An 18624-nucleotide genomic window follows, 5' to 3' on the forward strand; every position below is an offset into this window, starting at 1 on the left:
TCCCGGACACATCGGTGACCACCGATCCCGGACACCTCGGCGAGCGCCGGGCCGCGATCCCGGACACCTCGGCGACCACCGGGCCGCGAGCCCGGCACGCACGTGGTCACCGTCCTTCGGAGGGGCCCTCCATGCCCCGCAGGCGCTCCAGTTCGCGGCGGTCGCGCTTGGTGGGGCGGCCCGTTCCACGGTCGCGGATGCCGATGGGGGCGACGGCCTCGCGCGGCGGAGGCGGCGGGGAGTTGTCGACGTAGCACTGGGCGGCCACGGGGGCGCCGACACGCTTGCGGATCAGCCGCTTCACGACCACGACCCGCTCGCGGCCCTCGTGCCGCAGGCGCACCTCGTCGCCGACGCGCACGGAGTGTGCGGGCTTCACCCGCTCACCGTTCACCCGCACGTGCCCGCCCCGGCAGGCCGTGGCGCCGACGGACCGGGTCCTGACCAGGCGCACGGACCAGATCCAGCTGTCGATCCGCACGGTCTCACCGCTCGCCGGACCGGCCGCCTCGGCGGCCGCGACAGCGGCGGCCACCTTCGGGTCCACGGCCGGTGCGGGGGCAGCTGCCTGAGCCGGCCCGCGCGGGCCGGCGCCATCCGTCCCGGCGGACACCGGTCCCGGTCCGTTCCTGTCCTGGTCGACCTCGGAAGCCATGCATCCGACCTTAGTCGCCGCGGCCGCGGTGCCCCGCGAATTTCGCCCCGGCCGCTACCGGGCACGCCGCACGGCGTCCCCTCACGCTAAACCGGCCACCCGCCCCGTCCCGGTGCCCGGGCGGCCCTACCGTGAAGACATGGACAGCAGCAGTCTCGCCGCCCTCGACCGGAGGATCGCCGGGTGCCGGGCCTGCCCGCGCCTGGTCGCCTGGCGCGAGGAGGTCGCCCGCACCAAGCGCGCCGCCTTCGCCGACTGGACGTACTGGGGCCGTCCGGTTCCGGGCTTCGGGCCGCCGGACGCCCGGCTGCTGATCGTCGGCCTCGCCCCCGCCGCGCACGGCGGCAATCGCACCGGCCGCATGTTCACCGGCGACCGCTCCGGCGACGTGCTCTACGAGGCGCTGTACGACGTGGGGCTCGCCTCGCAGCCCACCTCCGTCTCCGCCGACGACGGCCTGGAGCTGTACGGCGTGCGGATCACCTCGCCCGTGCACTGTGCGCCGCCCGCCAACAGGCCCACGCCCGGTGAGCGGGACACCTGCCGGCCCTGGCTGGTGCGGGAACTGCGGCTGCTGCGGCCGACACTGCGCGCCGTCGTCGTACTCGGCGCCTTCGGCTGGCAGGCCGCGCTGCCCGCCTTCGCCGAGGCGGGTTGGACGGTGCCCCGGCCGCGGCCCGCCTTCGCCCACGGAACACGGGTGCCGCTGGACGGGCTCACCCTCTTCGGCTGCTTCCACGTCAGCCAGCGCAACACCTTCACCGGCAGGCTCACCCCCGCGATGCTCCGGGACGTCCTGACCACGGCGGCGGACGCGGCGGGGCTCCCGCACCACCGGCCGTGACGCGACGGCCCCGGGGCCACGGCTCCGACGCCCCGTTGACGACGGCCGACACGAGGCCGGCCCGCCCTCAGGGCCGCCACTCGTACCGGACGTCCGGCTCCCGCTCCTCGTTCCCGCTGCCGTCCGTGTACTCGACGGCGACGAAGCCGTGACGCTCGTAGAAGCGCCGGGCTGGTCCGTTGACCTGGAAGGTCCAGAGGGTCAGGCCCCGTGGCCCGCGCTCCTTGGCCAGCGCGACGAAACGGTCGCCGACGCCGCGCCCCCGCCAGTCCGGGGCGAGGTAGAGCTGGGAGAGCTCGTCGTCGGCGAGCACCATGACGCCCACGACCCCGCCGCCGGGGGACTCGGCGACCCACGTCTCGCGCGACGGCACCACGACGTCGCGGAAGTAGGCGCGTACCGCGTCGTCGGAGTGCGCCCGGACCACCGTCGGCAGCGCGGTGGAGAAGGAACGCAGCCAGACGTCGGCGGCGGGCGTCGCGTCCGCCGCGCCGGCCCGGCGCAGGACCACCGGCCGAGGCCCCGCCGTCATCAGCGTGCCTCCGGCCGAAGCGGACCGGGCACGGTGGGGCGCGGGATCATACGGGCTCCTGGAAGGCGACGCGGGCGATGCGGGGGACGAACACAACTCCCCGATCATCCAGGCGCGCTGACGCGGGCGCACCCGGATATTCCGTGGAGGCGCCGACGCCGTAGCGCGTAGGCTCCGGACACCTCGTCACGGCCACGGAGGAGCCCTCGAACCCTCGCAAACCGGAGGTTTCGCTCCCCGCCCCCGACCCCTGGAGCCGCACCCGTGCCCCGCCTCACGGACGAGACCTTTCTCGACACCACGGCCGACCGGCTCGCCGCCCTCCCCGGAGTCCGGGCCGTGGCCCTCGGCGGTTCGCGGGCCCAGGGCACGCACCGGCCGGACAGCGACTGGGACCTGGCCGTCTACTACCGCGGCCGCTTCGACCCCGCGGACCTGCGCGCCGTCGGCTGGGAGGGCGAGGTGTCCGAACTCGGCGGCTGGGGCGGCGGAGTGTTCAACGGCGGCGCCTGGCTGACGATCGACGAACGCCGCGTCGACGTGCACTACCGCGACCTCGACGTCGTCGCACACGAGTGGGCGGAGGCGGAACAGGGACGCTTCCGGGTCGAACCGCTGCTCTTCCACCTCGCCGGAATCCCCAGCTACCTGGTCGTCGCCGAACTCGCCGTCAACCAGGTGCTGAGGGGAGAACTGAGCCGCCCCACCGCCTATCCGCGGGCGCTGCGCCGGTCCGCGCCCGGGCACTGGTACGGCCTGGCCACCGCCACCCTCGGGTATGCCGAGGCGGGCCACGCGCCGCAGGGCTCCCTCACCCAGGTCGCGGGCGCGATCGCCCTCGCCGCGACCCGGACGGCCCACGCGGTGCTGGCCGCGCGGGGCGAGTGGACCACCAACGACAAGGGCCTCCTCGTACGGGCCGGACTGCGCGAGGTCGACGGGCTCCTCGGCTCGCTGACGGCCGACCCCGCGGCACTGACCCGGGCGGTGACGGACGCCGGGGCGCTGCTCGGCCGCGCCGTACGGCGGGCGGCGGAACAGTCCTGAGCGGCGCCGTCCGCGTCGACCTTCCCGCGAACGCGCGTCCCGGCGGAACGTCACACGCCGGAAATACGGCCGTTCCCTCCCCTCCAAGAACGCGATCTAGCGTGGGCATCACAACTCGCACCACACCTCGCACCACATTCCGCAGCCCGGTCACCGTCGCCCGAAGGCACCAAGCCACGCCCTCGTCCCGACGTACAGGAGCTCCGTGACGCGCCGCACCACCCGTGCCGCCACCCGTACCACCCGTGCCGCCACCCGCACCACCGCTGTCCGTGCCGCCTCCGGCCCGACTGGTCCCGCGACCTCCCCCGCGCACCTCCAGCCGCACCCTCTTCCCCACCCCCACCCCCTCGCCCTGCCGCCCTGGCTGGCCCACGCCCTGCGCGCCCAGCGCGGGCCCGTGCCCTGGAACGCCGTCTCCCGCGGAGCGCTCGCCGCCGGGCCGCTGCTGCTGCTCGCCCTGCGCACCGGCCACACGGCCCTCGGCGTGGTCGCCGCCCTCGCCGCCATGCTCGCCGGGATCAACGACCGGCCCGGCAGCAGGCGCGCGTCCGTCGAGCGGCTCGGGGTGCCCGCGCTCGCCGGGGCGGCCGGCCTCGTCGTCGGGACATACGGCGGACAGCACCTGTCCGCCGTACCGCTGACCCTGCTGCTCACCGTCCTCGGGCTGGGCGCCGGGAGCGCCGGCGCCGTCGGGCCCGTCGCCTCCGGGGCCGGCACGCAACTCCTCGTCGCCGCGGCCGTCGGCGCGGGAATGCCCCTGTCCGAGCCCGGGTGGCTGAGGGCGCTCGCCTTCCTCGCCGGGGCCGGGTGGCTGCTCGCCCTGCGGCTGGCGCTGCCCACGCCGGGCGCCCTCTCCGGTGACTTCCGGTTCGACGGGGAACGGGCCGCCGTGGCCGCCGTGTACGACGCGGTCGCCGGTCTCCTCGACGCCGTCGGCGGCCCCCGTGCCACCGCCCGGCGGGCCGCGCTCACCGCCGCCCTCGACCACGCGCAGGACGCCCTGACCGGGCCCCGGCTGCGGCGTCACACCGGTTCCGCGGCCGAGCGGCGCCTGCACGCCCAGTACGCCGCCGCGCTGCCGCTCGCCGAGGCCGCCACCGCGCTCGCCTGGGCCGGAGACGCGAGCGCCGGACGCGCCTCGGCCGGACCGCGCCGCCTGGCCGCCGCCGTCCGCGGAAGCATGCCCGCCGGTCCGCTGCCCGCCCCCGGCCGGTCCGCGCCCGGCCTGCGCGCCCTCGACGACGCCCTGCTGCGCGCCGCGGAGGTGTTCGACCGGGCGGAGGGCGGGGGAGACCTGCACACCCGGCGCCGCACCGCCCGCGACCTGCTGCGCACCGCGCTCGGCGCCGCCGGACGGGAGTACGGCGTGCGGGTCGCCCTCTGCTTCGGCGTGGGCGCCACGGTCGCCCAGGCACTGCACCACACCCGCTGGTACGGGCAGCACGCGCACTGGTACTGGCTGCCCGCCACCGCGGTCTTCCTGGTCAAGCCCGACCTCGGGCCGCTGCTCTCCCGCGTGCTGTGCCGGGCCGCGGGGACCGTCCTCGGCGCCCTGCTCTTCGCCGTCCTCGCCGCCGTGCTGCCGCGCCCGGAGGGGCTCGTCGCGCTCGTCGCCGTCTGCGGCGCCCTCGTGCCCGTCGCCACCCGGCACTTCGCCGCGCAGACCGCCGTCGCCACCGTGCTGGTCCTCGCCCTCGTCATGGCCGGCGGGGAACCGCAGGCCTCCGTCAGCCGGATCGGCGAGACGCTGCTGGCCTGCGCGATCGTGCTGCTCGTGGGCCACGTTCCGCTGCCGGGGCGGCGCGGCGGGGCGGTACGCGCCCGGCTCGCCTCGGCCACCGACGCCGCGCACGCCTACCTCGCCCACGTCCTCGGCGAGTCCGGCGACCACGCCACCCGCTGGACACTGCGCCGCGAGGCCTACCGCACCCTCGCCGAGGCCCGCGCGGCCATCACCCTCGCCGCCGCCGAACTCCCGGCGCTGGCCCGGCACGCCGAGGGCACGGACCACGTCGCCGCCACCCTCGAACGCCTCGTCGACACCACCACCGCCTGCGCGGTGCACCTCGACCACACGGGCCGCCTCACCACCCGGCACACCGAACGCCTCACCGAACTCCTCGACGCCCTGAGAAGGGCCGGCGAGCACACCGGCCCACGAGCCGAGCGCGAGCCTCGAACGCCCCCGCCCGTACAGGCGTTGGCCCCTACCGGCCTTCGCCCGTAGCGGCCTTCGTCCGTAGCGGTGTTCGGGCGCGCCCGCGGGCGGAGGCCGATCCGGTACCACGACGAACGCGAGTAGTCGGCGCGGACGGAAGGGTTCGATGGACGCGAAGTGAACACCGGGAGTGCCGACGCCGGACGGACACGAGATGTGCGCAGGTCGGAGCGTTGAGTGATCGGATGGGCCGCAAGTGTGATCTTCTTCTCACGGATGGCGTTGAACGCGTGTCAACTGCGTCTCAGTACCGTTACTTCACGAGGTGTTCACCCCATGCTTGGCGTTTAACTCTACGAGTACAGCGCTACATGGAGGTGCAGGGTGAACGGGCGAACGGTGCTCGAACGCTTTCCCGCCGGCGGGCCGCGCGGGTCCTGGCCGGCGGAGGAGTTCGCGCATGCGCGGCGTCTGGAGGGCCTGCCCGCCGAGGTCGTGATGGATCTCGCGACGGACACCTTCCTGGTGATCGTCCGCGCGGTCGACGGAGCCGGTGACGCGACGGCGTGACGGACGCGGTCAGCCCGCTTCCGGGGCGGGCACCTTCCCCGTGAACTGCTCCGCCTGGAGCGCGTACAGCTCCGCGTAGAGGCCCCCGGTGGCCAGCAGTTCGTCGGGCGTGCCGGACTCCACCAGCCGCCCCTGGTCGAGGACGTGCACCACGTCGGCGTGGCGGACGGACGCCAGCCGGTGCGTGATGAGGACGACCGTCTGACCGCTGCCGGCCAGCCCGCGGATCCGCTCGAAGACCTCCAGCTCGGCGCGGGCGTCCAGCGCCGCCGTCGGCTCGTCGACGATGAGGATGCGGCCGCGCCGGTAGGCGGCCCGGGCGATGCCGAGCCGCTGCCACTGGCCGCCGGACAGCTCGTGCCCGCCGCTGAAGTTGCGCGCCAGCAGGGTGTCCAGGCCCCGGGGCAGGTCCGCGACCACCTCCTCGGCGCCCGCGTCGGCGACCGCGCCCGCCACGCGCTCGTCGGTGAGGGGCGCCGACGAGCGGCCCACCGCCACATTCACCCTCGCCGTGAACGGCCAGCGCTTGAAGTCCTGCGCCACCATCGCGACCCGCTCGGCGAGCCGGTGGCGGTCCGCGTCCGCCGCGTCGACTCCGTCCCACAGGATCCGCCCCCGGTCCGGGGTGTAGAGACCCGCGAGCAGCTTCACCAGGGTCGTCTTGCCGGAGCCGTTCTCCCCGACGAGCGCGACGATCCGGCCCGTGGGGACGGTGAGGGTGACGTCGTCCAGGGCCGGGCGGGACGCGTCGCCCGGGTAGCGGAAGGTGACGTTCTCGAACCGGATCTCCCGCGGGTTATCCGGCAGGGGCCGCCCGCCGACCGGGATCGCCCGCTCGGCCGCCTCGGCGTAGAGACGTTGCAGATCGCCCACGAAGAGTGCCTCCTCGTGCAGCGAGTTGATCTCCAGCACCAGCGTGTCCAGGCTCGCCGAGCCGGTGCGGATCGCGATCACCGCCGTACCGGCCACCGACAGCGCCACCGCCCCGGTCAGCAGCAGCCCGCCCAGGGTCGCGTACGTCGCCACGGTCGCCAGGCCCGTCCAGGCCGCCGCGAACAGGCCCGTACGGGCCGCGAGCCGCGCCAGCCGGGCCTGCTCCGCCTCCGCGGTCTCCGACATCGCCCGGTAGTGGCGCAGCAGGAACGGGCCCACGCCGTGGACGCGGATCTCCGGGGCGGCCGCCGGCTCGGTGAGCAGGCCGCTGAGCAGATGCCCCGCGCGCGCGTGCTGGACCCAGGTGTGGAAGGACTCGTAGCGGCGCCGGGCGTTCGTCAGCGCGCTCCACGCGCTCGGCAGCGTCATGGTGGCGAGCAGCGGGAGCAGCGCGGGATGCAGGACCGTGAGGACGCCGGCCGCCGCGACCAGCGAGATCATCGCGTTCACCACCCGCGTGCCGTACATGATCATCCGGCGGGCCGAGGACGCGCCGTACTGCGCGGTGTCCAGCAGCTTGTGAAAGGCGTGGTCCTCGATCGCGGCCAGCTCCACGGCCGCCGCCCGCTCCAGGTACAGCTCGGTCGCCACCCGCTCCACCTTGGGCTCCAGACGGCCGGTCGCGTACGTCGACGCGGCCCGCAGCAGCGCGCCCACCAGCATCACCGCCGTCATGGTGACCAGCGCGGGCACGGTGCCGCGCAGCCGGTCCTCCAGGGGGCCGGACGCGAGCACCCGGCCGAGCACGCTGTTCACCGCGAGCAGGCTCACCGCCTGCGCGGCGCCCCGGCCGGCCTCGGCGGCCAGCACGGTCCGCGCGGCGCGCCGGTCGGCCTGCCGGGCGAGCCGGAAGCTGGACGCGAGCAGGCCCGGCAGCCGGGTCACCACGCCGCGGAGGTTCAGCTCCAGGAAGGCGTCCCGGTGCTGGTTCCAGCCCATGTCGTAGCGCAGTGGGCCGCCGAAGAGCAGCCGTTCCGACTCCGAGACCTCGGGCCCCTCCACCTCGCCCCCTCGCCCCCGCCGCTTCCTCACCGTCGACCTCCCCCGATCGTGGACGGACGGCCACTATCGCGGGGCGGGAACCCCCGGGGCAGGGCGCGCGACGTGGCAGGAGAGGCGCGCGGGCGCACGCCGCGCCGGACGCGGGGCACATGCCGGGGGCGAGGGCCGCCCGCGTGCTTCGCGCCGAGCCCGGACGGTCTCGCGTATGCGCCGGCCGGGGGGCCTGCTCCTCCGCACGACACGCGGGGCCGGGCGTAGGCACGACACGCGTGCCCGGTCGCACGCGCGGCAAGCGGGCTCGGTCGTACGCGCGACCGACGGGCCACGTCGTACGCGCGGCAGGCGGGCCCGGTCGCACGCGCGACACGCGGGCTACGTCGTATGCGCGGCAGGTGGGGCCGGGCGTAGGCACGCCACGCGGGCTCGGCCGCACGCGCGACGCGCGGGCTCGGCCCTACGTATGTCCTACGCGTTGACCGGCCGTGACCACGCCGGAGTCGCCCCGAGCACGCGGCACACCGCCAGGTACAGGGGGATCGGCGGGGTGTACGGAACCGTGTCGTCCGCCCGGTGGACCAGTCCGGGAACCCGCGGTGTGTCACGCAGGACCGCACCGGTGGCGTAGTGCGCCGGGGCGGGCCACCGGAGCGCGTAGTCGGAGTCGGACGGGACGATCCACCACCAGTGGGCCTCATCGGCGTAGACGCATCCGACGCGCGGCAGGCGCGGCATCACCAGCGGCCCGAATCGGGCGGGCACCGCCACCGCGTCGCAGCCCAGCGGGGTGGTCATGCCGTCGGGCACCGCCAGTCGCAGCGGAGAGGCCGACTCGCCCGGCGCGGTCTGCCGGCGCACGCCGCGCCCCAGGCGCACCAGCGTCTCCAGGCTGAGCACCCCACCGGCACCGGAGCCGACGCTCACAGCCATGCGGCCCCCGTTCCCTGACGTGCCTGCGTGTCGTCCTCGCCGTCCGGGCCGCGCGCGGGGCCCTGCTTGGGGCGGGCGCCCCAGCCCAGGTCGCCGCGCGGCTCGCCGGAGTCGTGCGGCCGGCCCGCCCGACGCGGCAGCTCCCCCCACACCACGAGCCCCGGGCCGTGCTCCTGCGTGCCCCAGGCCCGGCACAGGGCGTCGACGAGGAGCAGTCCCCTCCCGTGCTCCTCCTCCGGACCCCGCTGGGACGGGTGCGGCTCGCTCGGCGCGCACCCCTGGTCGCGCACGGCTATGCGCACCAGATCGCCGCCGTCGTGCAGCTCGCAGATGATCCGGCTGCTCGCGGTGTGCACGACGGCGTTGGTGACCAGTTCGGAGATGACCAGAGCCGCCGTGTCGCACGTGTCCTCGCACACCGACCACCCGGTCAGCCGGGCCCGCGTCAGTTGTCGGGCCCGAGCGGGGGAACCCGGATGCGCGGCCAGCTCGAAGCGGAACCGGCGCTGGGCGACGGCCCCGTCGGGGCCCGCTCCGGTGGCGGCACCGAGGCCTGAAGGGTCCGCGGCGGCGTCTGTTCCTAAGGGCGGGGACGGAATCACGCTTGCCACTATCTCCCCGCCGTGAACACTTGGCAAGTGTCACTCTGAAAAGTGCAGAGTGCTGTGTGACGGGGTGAAAGGCCGTGGCACACTGCTCGCAACAGCACGTCGAGCGGCGCCAGTTGGGATCGCCGAGGATCCGCCGGATCTTCGAATAGATCTTCGAATGGCGCCGTAGGGCTGTCAGGAAACGTTGTGGAGGTGGAGCGTGAGCGAACCGCGGTCCGCGCCTACCGTCGGGCAGGTCGTGCTCGGCCGGCGCCTGCTGGACCTGCGGGAACGCGCGGGGCTCAAACGCGAGGAGGCCGCCCGCATCCTCCGCGTCGCCCCCGCCACGGTCCGCCGCATGGAGACGGCGGAGGTCGGCCTCAAGATCCCGTACCTCCAACTGCTGCTGAAGGCCTACGGCATCGGCGACGACGAGGCCGAGGCCTTCGTCCAACTGGCCGAGGACGCCAACAAGCCCGGCTGGTGGCAGCGGTTCCACGACATCCTGCCCGGCTGGTTCTCCATGTACGTCAGCCTGGAGGGCGCGGCGAGCCTCATCCGGTCCTACGAACCGCACTTCGTCCCCGGACTGCTGCAGACCGAGGACTACGCGCGCGCGGTCCTCACCTCGGGCGCCGTCGGCCAGACCCAGCCCGAGGACATCGAGCGCCACGTCGCGCTGCGCATGCAGCGCCAGGAACTGCTCACCCGTCCCGACGCGCCCAGGTTCTGGGCCGTCATGGACGAGACCGCGCTGCGCCGCCCGGCCGGCGGACCGGAGGTGATGCGTGCTCAGATCGACAGGTTGCTCGAGGCCGCGAAGCTGCCCAACGTGACCCTCCAGGTCGCCTCGTTCTCCTCGGGGCCGCACCCCGGCACGTACGGGCCCTTCGTGCTGTTCCGATTCGCCATGCCCGAACTGCCGGACATGGTCTACAGCGAGTACCTGACCGGCGCCGTCTACCTGGACGCCCGCCAGGAGGTGGCGGCCCACCTCGAGGTCATGGACCGCATGGCGGCGCACGCCGCCACAGCACATCGCACGAAGGAGATCCTCCGGGATCTCGCCAAGGAGCTGTAATGGATCGCACCATCTCCCCCTCCGCGCCGCGGATCCGCACCGAGCGGATCTACAACGGCATGCCTGCCCGTGAACTGGGCAGCGAGGGCTGGCACAAGCCGTGGAGCGGCGGCAACGGCGGCAACTGCCTGGAGGCGATGAAGCTGGCCGACGGCCGGATAGCGGTGCGTCAGTCCACCGACCCGGACGGTCCCGCCCTCATCTACACCACCGACGAGATGACCGCCTTCATCCGGGGCGCCAAGGCGGGGGAGGCCGACTTCCTGCTCTCCTGACCGCCCCCCGGCCACCGGGGCCGCCTCTTTCCCAGTTCCTCCTCACGTCCGACCTGTCGATTCCGTTACCGACTTGACCACCTTCCTTTTCCTTCTCGACTTCCACGTCAACCACCACTTCAGACACTTACGGGGTGCCGCATGACCGGGCAGGACGCCGACCGCAACGACCTCAGGCTCGACTCCGGCAGGCCGCATCCCGCGCGGATGTACGACTGGTATCTCGGCGGCAAGGACAACTACCCCGTCGACGAGGCCATGGGCCGCCAGATGCTCGCCCTGGATCCGCGGGTGCCGGTGATGGCCAGGGTCAACCGCGCCTTCATGCACCGTGCCACGCGCTGGCTGGCCCAGCACGGCATACGGCAGTTCCTGGACGTCGGCACCGGCATCCCCACCGAACCGAATCTGCACCAGGTCGCCCAGCGGATCGCGCCCGACGCCCGCGTCGTCTACTGCGACAACGACCCGATCGTGCTGGCCCACGCGGCGGCCCTGTTGCGCGGCACGCCCGAGGGCGTCACCGAGTACCTCCAGGCCGACGTGCGCGAGCCCGCGGCCGTCGTCGAGGGCGCCAGGAAGGTTCTGGACCTCGGCCGGCCCGTGGCTCTGTCCCTCGTCGCCCTGCTCCACTTCGTCTCCGACGAGGACGGCGCCCACGAACTGGTGAACCGGCTGCTCGCCGAACTCCCCTCCGGCAGCTACCTGATGATGACCCACGCCACCGCCGACTTCACCCCCGAGGAGTCGGCGGCCGCCACCGAGAAGCTCAAGGCGGCCGGCGTCACCCTGGCCCTGCGCTCCCGCGCGGAGTTCGCCCGCTTCTTCGACGGACTGGAACTGGTCGAACCCGGCGTCGAGGTGGTCCACCACTGGCACCCGGAACTGGGCGACCCGGTCCCGGGCCAGGACGACGGAGTCATCCCGGGCTACGGGGCGGTGGCACGCAAGCCCTGAGGCGGGGACGGCCGGGTCTGCGGGGGCGGCTGGACCGACCGGGTCGGCGGGGGCGGTCCGGCTGGCGGTCCAGGTGGGCAGGTGAGCAGGCAGGTGTGGCAGGCGGGCAGGCGGGCGGCGCTTCGCCTAGACGGTCATCGGCCGGTCGTACGGCCCGATCGGCGCCGGCAGCCGCGAACTGCCCGTCAGATACCGGTCGACGGCCGCCGCCACCGCCCGCCCCTCCGCGATCGCCCACACGATCAGCGACTGCCCGCGCGCCGCGTCCCCGGCCGCGAACACCCCGCGGACGTTCGTCGCGAAGTCGGCCCCACGGGCGATCGTCCCCCGAGGCATCAGCTCCAGCCCCAACTGGTCGACGAGCCCGTCCCCCCGGTCGGGCCCGGAGAAGCCCAGCGCGAGCAGCACGAGGTCGGCCGGCAGCGTCCGCCCGGTGCCCGGCAGCGGCTGCCGGGCGGCGTCCACCTCGACCAGGTGCAGCGACCGCACATGCCCGTCCGCGTCACCGGCGAAGCGGAGCGTCGACGCCGCGAACAACCGCGCGTCCGCATCCGCGGCCGGCGCCGTCCGCAGATCCCGCGCCTCCTCGTGCGCTGCCGACAGCCGGTAGATCTTCGGATACGTCGGCCACGGCTCGATGTCCTCGTCCCGCTCCCCGCCCGGCTGCGCGTAGATGTCCAGCTGGGTCACGGACGCGGCCCGCTCCCGCACCGCGGTGCCGAGACAGTCGGCCCCGGTGTCACCGCCGCCCACGATGACGACATGACTGCCCACGGCGCACAACGGCGACCTCTCCAGATCCCCCTCGCACACCCGGTTGGCCAGCGGCAGATACTCCATCGCCTGGTGTATCCCGGCCAACTCCCGCCCCGGCACGTCGAGTTCCCGCCACGCCGTGGCACCCGTGGCGATCACCACGGCGTCGTAGCGCCCCCGCAGCTCCGCGGCCCCCACGTCCCGCCCGACCGCCGTCGACGTACGGAACCTCGTCCCCTCCGCCCGCATCTGCTCCACCCGCCGCTCCAGGTGGTGCTTCTCCATCTTGAACTCGGGGATGCCGTACCGCATCAGCCCGCCGATCCGGTCGTCCTTCTCGTACACGGCGACGGTGTGCCCCGCACGGGTCAGCTGCTGGGCCGCGGCGAGACCGGTCGGGCCCGACCCGATCACCGCGACCGTCCACCCGGACAGCCGCTCCGGCGGCCGCGGCTGCACGAACCCTTCCTCCCACGCCCGGTCGGCGATGGCGCACTCGACGTTCTTGATGGTCACCGCGGGCTGGTTGATGGCGAGCACGCACCCCGCCTCGCACGGCGCCGGACACAACCGGCCGGTGTACTCGGGGAAGTTGTTCGTCGCGTGCAGCCGGTCGCTCGCCGCCCGCCAGTCCTCGCGCGAGACGAGGTCGTTCCACTCCGGGATCAGATTGCCCAGCGGGCAGGCCTCGTGGCAGAACGGGATGCCGCAGTCCATGCAGCGGTCGGCCTGCTTGCTGATGATCGGCAGCAGCGCGCCCGGAACATAGACCTCGTCCCAGTCCCGGGTCCGCTCCTCCACCGGCCGGCGCGGCCACTCCCGGCGGGGCGTGGTCATGAAACCCTTGGGATCGGCCATGGCCGTCCCCCTTGCGTACGCGGACGACGCGCCGTGCGACTTCGGGCGGCACTCTTTCGGCCACGATACGTCCCCCCGGCCCGGTGCGCAGAGTGGGCGACAGCGCGTTCTCACAGGTGAGCGGCGGTGCGGGGGAGAGCTGTGCCGTGGTGTCGGAGGGGTGGGGGAGAGGGGACAGGGGGAGGGCGTGCGGTTGGCTCGGGGCCCGGCCGCCCTTCTGCTGCCGCTGCCGCTCTTGTCTCTCCCCCACCCCCCCACCCGCCCCGCCCCGCCCCGCCTCAGCCGACCCCGGCCTCCGGCTCCCGCCACGCCCGCAGTACCGACTCCACTCCGGCCGCGATCCGCCGCCGCGCCTCGTGCCGCGCCACCCCTCCCATCAGCAGCCCGTCGTACGGCGTGTCCAGATGCCGCACGGATGCCACGACCGCCGAGACCACCGCCCCCTCGGACAGCGCCCGCCCCGCCGCGCTGCGCCCGACCCGCCCGCTGCCGCGCAGCGAGGCGTGCCCGGCGATGCTCCGGGCCCGGTCGGCCGGGCAGCCGGGGAACAGCCGCCTGATCTCCGCCGCGAACGCGTCCGCGAACCTCACGTCCTCAGCCGCCCGCCGCCGTGCGTCCCGCGCCCGCCGCCGGCGGCGGGCCTCCGCGTCGGCCAGGCACCGTGCCTCGGCCCGCGCGAGTCCCGCCTCCTCGACGAGCACGCCCTGCCGCTCGTAGCGCCCCTTGCGCCGGTTGAACCGGACCACCACCGCCGACAACACGCTCTCTTCCCGCGACCTGCGGGTGAGCGCGGTGTCGCCGCGTGGCAGGAACAGCAGGTGCCCGAGGTCGGCGCAGTCCAGGCAGCGGGGCGCACCGTCCTCGATCACCAGCAGCGACAGCGGCCCCCGGCGGCACTCGGCGCAGTGCTTGCGCCTGAGGGGCTGGACCACGAGGAGCCCGGAGCGGGCCGGGGGAGTCGGGGGAGCCGTCATGGCTCCTTCATTCCCGCCCACGGCCCCGGACCCACGCCGCCCCGCCCGGGCGCCCCCACGACCGGTGAGCGCGGCCGTCCCGGCAGCCGGGGCGCCGGTGGGCGCGCGGCATCATGGGCCGTGTGCGACTCGAAGCGATCACCTGGGAACGGCTCGGCGACCTCCTGGCCGAGCGTCTGCTCGACCTGAAGCCGGGCGACGGCAGCCCCTGGCCGCGTGTCGCCGTCGACGGCGCGCCCGCCGCCCGTCCGGGCGACCTGGCCGAGCGTGTCCGTGAAGCCCTCCGCCTCCGGGGACGCTCCTCGCTCGTCGTGGCCACCGAGGGTTTCCTGCGCCCCGCCTCCCTCCGCCTCGAATACGGCCACCGCGACGCGGAGTCCTACTACAACGGCTGGTTCGACACCGGTGCCCTGTGGCGCGAGGTCTTCGGCCCGCTCGACGCCGGGGGCGACGGCCGTGTCCTGCCCGACCTGTGGGACCCGGTCGCAGATCGTGCCACCCGCAGCTCCTACATCCACCTTCCGCCCGGCGGCGTGCTGTTGCTGCACGGCCCCTTTCTCCTGCGCCACTGGTTCCCCTTCGACCTCACCGTCCACGTCTCCCTCTCCCCGGGCGCCCTGCGCCGCCGTACGCCGGAGCCGGAACAGTGGACGCTGCCCGCCTTCGAGCGCTATGAGGCCGAGACCGACCCCGTCGGCACGGCCGACGTGCTGGTGCGTGCCGACGACCCGCGCCATCCGGCGTGGAGGGGCTGAGGCCCGAGAAGCGCGAGACCGTCAGAGCCAGCCGTTGCGCCGGAAGCCGCGGTACAGCACCAGGCAGCCGACGGATATGACGCCGACGACGAGCGGATATCCGAACCGCCAGTGCAGCTCCGGCATGTGGTCGAAGTTCATGCCGTAGACCCCGCAGACCATCGTCGGCACGGCGATCACCGCCGCCCAGGCCGTGATCTTCCGCATGTCCTCGTTCTGCGCGACCGTGACCTGCGCGAGATGCGCCTGCAGGATCGAGTTGAGCAACTCGTCGAAGGAGGCGATCTGCTCCTTCGCCCGCATCAGGTGGTCGAGGACGTCCCGGAAGTACGCCTGTATCTCCAGGTCGACCACTCGTATCGGCCGGGTGGCCAGGTCCTCCACCGGGCGGGTGAGCGGGACCACCGCCCGCTTCAGCTCCAGCAGTTCACGCTTGAGCTGGTAGATCCGCCCCGGATCGACCCGGGCGCCGTTCTCCGCGAAGACGTCGGTCTCGACCTGGTCGATGTCCGCCTGGACCGAGTCGGTGACGGAGAGGTAGTCGTCGACCACGTGGTCCGCGATCGCGTGCAGCACCGCCGCCGGCCCCTTGGCCAGTTGCTGCGGTTCGGACTCCAGCTCCTCGCGCAGGGGGCCGAGCGAGCCGTGCCGGCCGTGCCGCACGGTGATCACGAAGTCCTGGCCGACGAACACCATGATCTCGCCGGTGTCCACCACCTCGCTGGTCGCCGTCAGCTCCTCGTGCTCGACATAGCAGACCGTCTTGAACACCGCGAACAGTGTCTCGCCGTACCGCTCCAGCTTCGGGCGCTGATGCGCCTCGACCGCGTCCTCGACGGCCAGCGGGTGCAGGTCGAAGAGTTCGGCGATGCCCGCGAACTCCTGGTCCGTCGGCTCGTGGAGCCCGAGCCACACGAAACCGTCACCGGCCTTGCGGACCCGCGCCACGGCCTCCACCACGTCGCCGGCCTCCGGAACGCGGGCGCCGTCCCGGTACATCACGCAGTTCACCACCGAGGAACCCAGCGGTGACCGGGCGGGGTGGCTCAGGTCGACCCGGAGGCGTCGCCGGGCGAGCCGTGCCACTCCGCGGAGGCCACCGACCTTGCCGAGGCCTGTGACCTTCCGCAGATTCCCTGCCATGGACATCTGGATCTCCTTGCGTGGATCTCCTCGCGTCGCGCTGGTCGCGCCTTGGCCCGTCAGTCTGCCAGGCCGCCGGGAGCGGCGAGCAAGCCTGTGGAAAGGGGCGATTCCACTTTGTTCCCGCCTGTGGACGGACACGGCTCGGCCCTCGGCGCCCTCCCTGCTTCCCGGCTGCCGGTGTCATCCCGCCGCCGGAGGCCTGCCTCCCACGCGTGCCACCGCCCGCGCACCCGCCCTGCACCCCTCCGCCGCCGCGGCCTCCGGCCCGGCGCCCGTGAGCAGCGTGGCGAGGAACGCTCCGGTGAAGGCGTCGCCGGCGCCCGTGGTGTCGTGCGGGGTCGCGGGCACGGCGGGGACCCGGGCGCACACGGCCCCCGCGCGGGCCACGAGGGCTCCGTCGGCCCCCTGCTTGGCGACCACCAGCGGGACACGGCGGCTCAGTTCGGCCGCCGCCTCGGCCGGGTCGGTCACACCCGTCAGCAGACACGCCTCGTCCCGGCTGGGCAGCAGCACGTCGACCTGACCGGCCAGCGCCAGGAAGCGCTCCACGCCCAGGCCGGCGAGGAAACCGGCCGACGCGGGGTCAAGGCTCACCGGCACCCCGCGCGCCCCTGCCGACGCGACGAGCAACGACACCAGCGCCCGGCCCGGCTCGGAGAACAGCAGGTAGCCCGACAGATGCAGCCGCGCGACTCCGTCCAGCCAGGTGTCCGACCAGTCCTCCGCCGCGAGCCGCAAGGACGCCCCGCTGTCGGTGAGGAACGTGCGCTCGGCCGCGGCCCTCGCGTCGACGAGGCAGATCACCGTGCCGGTCGGCGCCTCCGGATCTACCACGAGCCGGGGACGCACCCCCGAGGCGATCAGCTCCCGCTCGTGCCAGGCGGCCGCGTCCGCGCCCACCCGCCCGACCAGCCGGACGTCCCGGCACCCCCAGTGGACCGCCCAGCAGGCCACGTTGGCGCCCGCGCCGCCCGGCACCATCCGGATCGCCGCGTCCGTGTCGGTACCGGAGGCCGGCGGCCCCTGGTAGCGCGCGATGATGTCGGTGACGACGTCCCCGACGACCAGCAGGGCCCCGCCGGCAGCGCGGGCCGTGTCCTTCGGCCCCGGCGTCACACCCTGGTCCAGGCCGATGCGATCCGCCCGGCCAGCCGTACGTTGCCGCGCACGGCCGCCAGGTTGGCGCGCAGTGAGGCGCCGTCCGTGTGCCGCACCAGGTAGTCGAGCAGGAACGGTGTGACCGCCTGCCCGGTGATGCCCTCCTCCCCGCACGTGCGCAGCGCGTCGGCGAGCACGCGCGCGTGCAGACCCGGATCGAGCTGCTCGTCCTCCGGCACGGGATGGGCGACGATCAGCGCCGAGTCCGGCCCCCCGAGCGCGTCCTGCGCCCGCATGACCTCCGCCACCTCCTCGGGCGTCCGCAGTGTCCAGTCCACGGGATGTCCCGAGTCGGAGAGGTAGAAGCCGGGGAAGCGTTCCGTGCCGTACCCGGCGACGGCGACCCCCAGCGTCTCCAGCCGCTGAAGCGTCGCCGGCACGTCCAGGATCGACTTCACCCCGGCGCACACGACGGCGATCCGGGTGCGGGCCAGGAGGCCCAGGTCGGCGGACTCGTCCTGCGTGACCGTCCACTCCCGGTGCACACCACCGAGCCCGCCCGTGGCGAACACGCGGACGCCCGCCAGGGCCGCGAGCATCGCGGTCGCCGACACCGTGGTCGCCCCGCTCGCCCGAGCCGCCACGGCGAGCGGCAGGTCCCGGTGGCCCAGCTTGCGGATCCCCTCCTCGTTCGCGACCCGCTCCAACTGCTCCTCGTTCAGCCCGACGTGCGGCTGCCCGTCCAGCACGGCGATCGTCGCGGGGACGGCGCCCTCCAGGCGCACCACCTGTTCGAGTTCCCGCGCCACCCGGAGATTGCGGGGGCGCGGCAGCCCATGGGCGATGATCGTGGACTCCAGGGCCACCACCGGGCGGCGCGCGGCGAGCGCCTCCCGCACCTCTTCGGACACCACCAGCACGCGCCTGCCTCCCGTCTGTCGGTCTTCCCTCATCCCTGGCGGGCGCCGCGCGCGGTCAAACCCTTGCGGCCGGTGACGCCCGACACCAGCCTGGGGGCATGACCGACAACACGACACGTCTCGACCACGTCGTCCTCTGGGTCCGCGACCCCGCCGCCGCGGCCGGCTTCTACGAGAGAGCGGTCGGCCTGGAGCCCCTGAGGCTCGCCGAGTTCGCGGCGGGCACGGTGTCCTTCCCCTCGGTGCGCGTCAACGACGAGACGATCCTCGATCTCGCACCGCTCGGCCTGGCACCGCGGATGGACGTGCTGCCCGGCGCGGCCGACAGCGCCGGTCATCCCGTCAACCACGTCTGCCTGTCCCTCCCGTCCGCCGGTTTCGACGCGCTGCGCGCCCGCCTCCAGGAGCACGCCGTCCCCGTGTCGAAGCTCTCCTACGACTCCTACGGCGCCCGGGGAGAGGCCCGGCGCAGCTTCTACTTCCGCGACCCCGACGGCAACATCGTCGAGGCCCGGCACTACGACTGAAATCGCGGGATCCCCG

19 protein-coding genes are annotated in these 18624 nt (G+C 74.3%); 9 read left to right on the forward strand and 10 right to left on the reverse strand.

Annotation, left to right across the window (positions count from 1 at the left end):
• Positions 1-106 precede the first annotated feature (106 nt).
• The gene (locus ACIQ9G_RS04575) at positions 107-655 is read right to left on the reverse strand and encodes an RNA-binding S4 domain-containing protein (RefSeq protein ID WP_403606176.1); all 549 of its coding nucleotides are present in this window, start codon (positions 653-655) and stop codon (positions 107-109) included.
• Positions 656-794: 139 nt separating this feature from the next.
• On the opposite strand from ACIQ9G_RS04575, the gene ACIQ9G_RS04580 reads away from it, so the two are divergent.
• Positions 795-1499, forward strand: a complete 705-nt coding sequence (locus ACIQ9G_RS04580) for a uracil-DNA glycosylase (RefSeq protein ID WP_403606179.1) — start codon at positions 795-797, stop codon at positions 1497-1499.
• 67 nt (positions 1500-1566) lie between these two features.
• Here ACIQ9G_RS04580 and ACIQ9G_RS04585 read toward each other — a convergent pair whose 3' ends face one another.
• Positions 1567-2031, reverse strand: a complete 465-nt coding sequence (locus ACIQ9G_RS04585) for a GNAT family N-acetyltransferase (RefSeq protein ID WP_403606182.1) — start codon at positions 2029-2031, stop codon at positions 1567-1569.
• 264 nt (positions 2032-2295) lie between these two features.
• Between ACIQ9G_RS04585 and ACIQ9G_RS04590 the strand changes: the two genes are divergently transcribed.
• The 3 genes from ACIQ9G_RS04590 to ACIQ9G_RS04600 all read left to right on the forward strand — a co-directional run bounded on the left by ACIQ9G_RS04590 (position 2296) and on the right by ACIQ9G_RS04600 (position 5809).
• Positions 2296-3078, forward strand: a complete 783-nt coding sequence (locus ACIQ9G_RS04590; protein ID WP_403606185.1) for a nucleotidyltransferase family protein — start codon at positions 2296-2298, stop codon at positions 3076-3078.
• A 400-nt stretch (positions 3079-3478) separates the two neighbouring features.
• Positions 3479-5308 (forward strand): FUSC family protein, encoded by a 1830-nt coding sequence (locus ACIQ9G_RS04595; protein ID WP_403606778.1) that lies wholly within the window; start codon positions 3479-3481, stop codon positions 5306-5308.
• A gap of 315 nt (positions 5309-5623) precedes the next feature.
• Positions 5624-5809 (forward strand): hypothetical protein, encoded by a 186-nt coding sequence (locus ACIQ9G_RS04600; protein WP_356191504.1) that lies wholly within the window; start codon positions 5624-5626, stop codon positions 5807-5809.
• Between the two features lie 9 nt (positions 5810-5818).
• On the opposite strand, the gene ACIQ9G_RS04605 is transcribed toward ACIQ9G_RS04600, so the two are convergent.
• The 3 genes from ACIQ9G_RS04605 to ACIQ9G_RS04615 all read right to left on the reverse strand — a co-directional run bounded on the left by ACIQ9G_RS04605 (position 5819) and on the right by ACIQ9G_RS04615 (position 9282).
• Positions 5819-7681 carry an ABC transporter ATP-binding protein gene (locus tag ACIQ9G_RS04605; protein ID WP_403606781.1) on the reverse strand — a complete coding sequence of 621 codons (1863 nt, stop codon included), beginning with the start codon at positions 7679-7681 and terminating at the stop codon, positions 5819-5821.
• 528 nt (positions 7682-8209) lie between these two features.
• On the reverse strand, positions 8210-8671 hold the full coding sequence (locus tag ACIQ9G_RS04610) for a hypothetical protein (RefSeq protein ID WP_403606188.1): 462 nt from the start codon (positions 8669-8671) through the stop codon (positions 8210-8212).
• The gene (locus tag ACIQ9G_RS04615; protein WP_403606191.1) at positions 8662-9282 is read right to left on the reverse strand and encodes an ATP-binding protein; all 621 of its coding nucleotides are present in this window, start codon (positions 9280-9282) and stop codon (positions 8662-8664) included. Before ACIQ9G_RS04615 ends, ACIQ9G_RS04610 begins: the two co-directional genes overlap by 10 nt.
• A gap of 199 nt (positions 9283-9481) precedes the next feature.
• Here ACIQ9G_RS04615 and ACIQ9G_RS04620 point away from each other — a divergent pair, with 199 nt between their 5' ends.
• The 3 genes from ACIQ9G_RS04620 (at position 9482) to ACIQ9G_RS04630 (ending at position 11574) form a co-directional block, all read left to right on the forward strand.
• Positions 9482-10342, forward strand: a complete 861-nt coding sequence (locus ACIQ9G_RS04620; protein ID WP_403606194.1) for a helix-turn-helix domain-containing protein — start codon at positions 9482-9484, stop codon at positions 10340-10342.
• Complete coding sequence (locus ACIQ9G_RS04625) at positions 10342-10617, forward strand: DUF397 domain-containing protein (protein WP_403606197.1); 276 nt, start codon at positions 10342-10344, stop codon at positions 10615-10617. Before ACIQ9G_RS04620 ends, ACIQ9G_RS04625 begins: the two co-directional genes overlap by 1 nt.
• A gap of 141 nt (positions 10618-10758) precedes the next feature.
• Positions 10759-11574, forward strand: a complete 816-nt coding sequence (locus tag ACIQ9G_RS04630) for an SAM-dependent methyltransferase (RefSeq protein ID WP_403606200.1) — start codon at positions 10759-10761, stop codon at positions 11572-11574.
• Between the two features lie 126 nt (positions 11575-11700).
• On the opposite strand, the gene ACIQ9G_RS04635 is transcribed toward ACIQ9G_RS04630, so the two are convergent.
• Positions 11701-13188, reverse strand: coding sequence for a glutamate synthase subunit beta (locus ACIQ9G_RS04635; RefSeq protein WP_403606203.1), 1488 nt, complete (start codon positions 13186-13188; stop codon positions 11701-11703).
• 278 nt (positions 13189-13466) lie between these two features.
• Positions 13467-14162, reverse strand: a complete 696-nt coding sequence (locus ACIQ9G_RS04640; protein ID WP_403606206.1) for a DUF2293 domain-containing protein — start codon at positions 14160-14162, stop codon at positions 13467-13469.
• Positions 14163-14275: 113 nt separating this feature from the next.
• Here ACIQ9G_RS04640 and ACIQ9G_RS04645 point away from each other — a divergent pair, with 113 nt between their 5' ends.
• A complete protein-coding gene (locus ACIQ9G_RS04645; protein WP_403606209.1) occupies positions 14276-14917 on the forward strand; it encodes a uridine kinase in 642 nt (213 codons plus the stop codon).
• A gap of 21 nt (positions 14918-14938) precedes the next feature.
• Here the strand turns inward: ACIQ9G_RS04645 and ACIQ9G_RS04650 are convergent, their stop codons facing one another.
• From ACIQ9G_RS04650 to ACIQ9G_RS04660, 3 genes are all read right to left on the reverse strand, one after another.
• Positions 14939-16066 carry a magnesium and cobalt transport protein CorA gene (locus tag ACIQ9G_RS04650; protein WP_403606212.1) on the reverse strand — a complete coding sequence of 376 codons (1128 nt, stop codon included), beginning with the start codon at positions 16064-16066 and terminating at the stop codon, positions 14939-14941.
• 177 nt (positions 16067-16243) lie between these two features.
• The gene (locus ACIQ9G_RS04655; protein WP_403606215.1) at positions 16244-17179 is read right to left on the reverse strand and encodes a carbohydrate kinase family protein; all 936 of its coding nucleotides are present in this window, start codon (positions 17177-17179) and stop codon (positions 16244-16246) included.
• On the reverse strand, positions 17176-18081 hold the full coding sequence (locus ACIQ9G_RS04660; RefSeq protein WP_403606218.1) for a pseudouridine-5'-phosphate glycosidase: 906 nt from the start codon (positions 18079-18081) through the stop codon (positions 17176-17178). The genes ACIQ9G_RS04655 and ACIQ9G_RS04660 overlap by 4 nt, the downstream gene beginning before the upstream one ends.
• A 98-nt stretch (positions 18082-18179) precedes the next feature.
• Here ACIQ9G_RS04660 and ACIQ9G_RS04665 point away from each other — a divergent pair, with 98 nt between their 5' ends.
• Positions 18180-18608, forward strand: a complete 429-nt coding sequence (locus tag ACIQ9G_RS04665) for a VOC family protein (RefSeq protein ID WP_403606221.1) — start codon at positions 18180-18182, stop codon at positions 18606-18608.
• Positions 18609-18624: the final 16 nt, after the last annotated feature.

It is taken from the genome of Streptomyces sp. NPDC096152 (assembly GCF_044763235.1).
Lineage (GTDB): Bacteria > Actinomycetota > Actinomycetes > Streptomycetales > Streptomycetaceae > Streptomyces.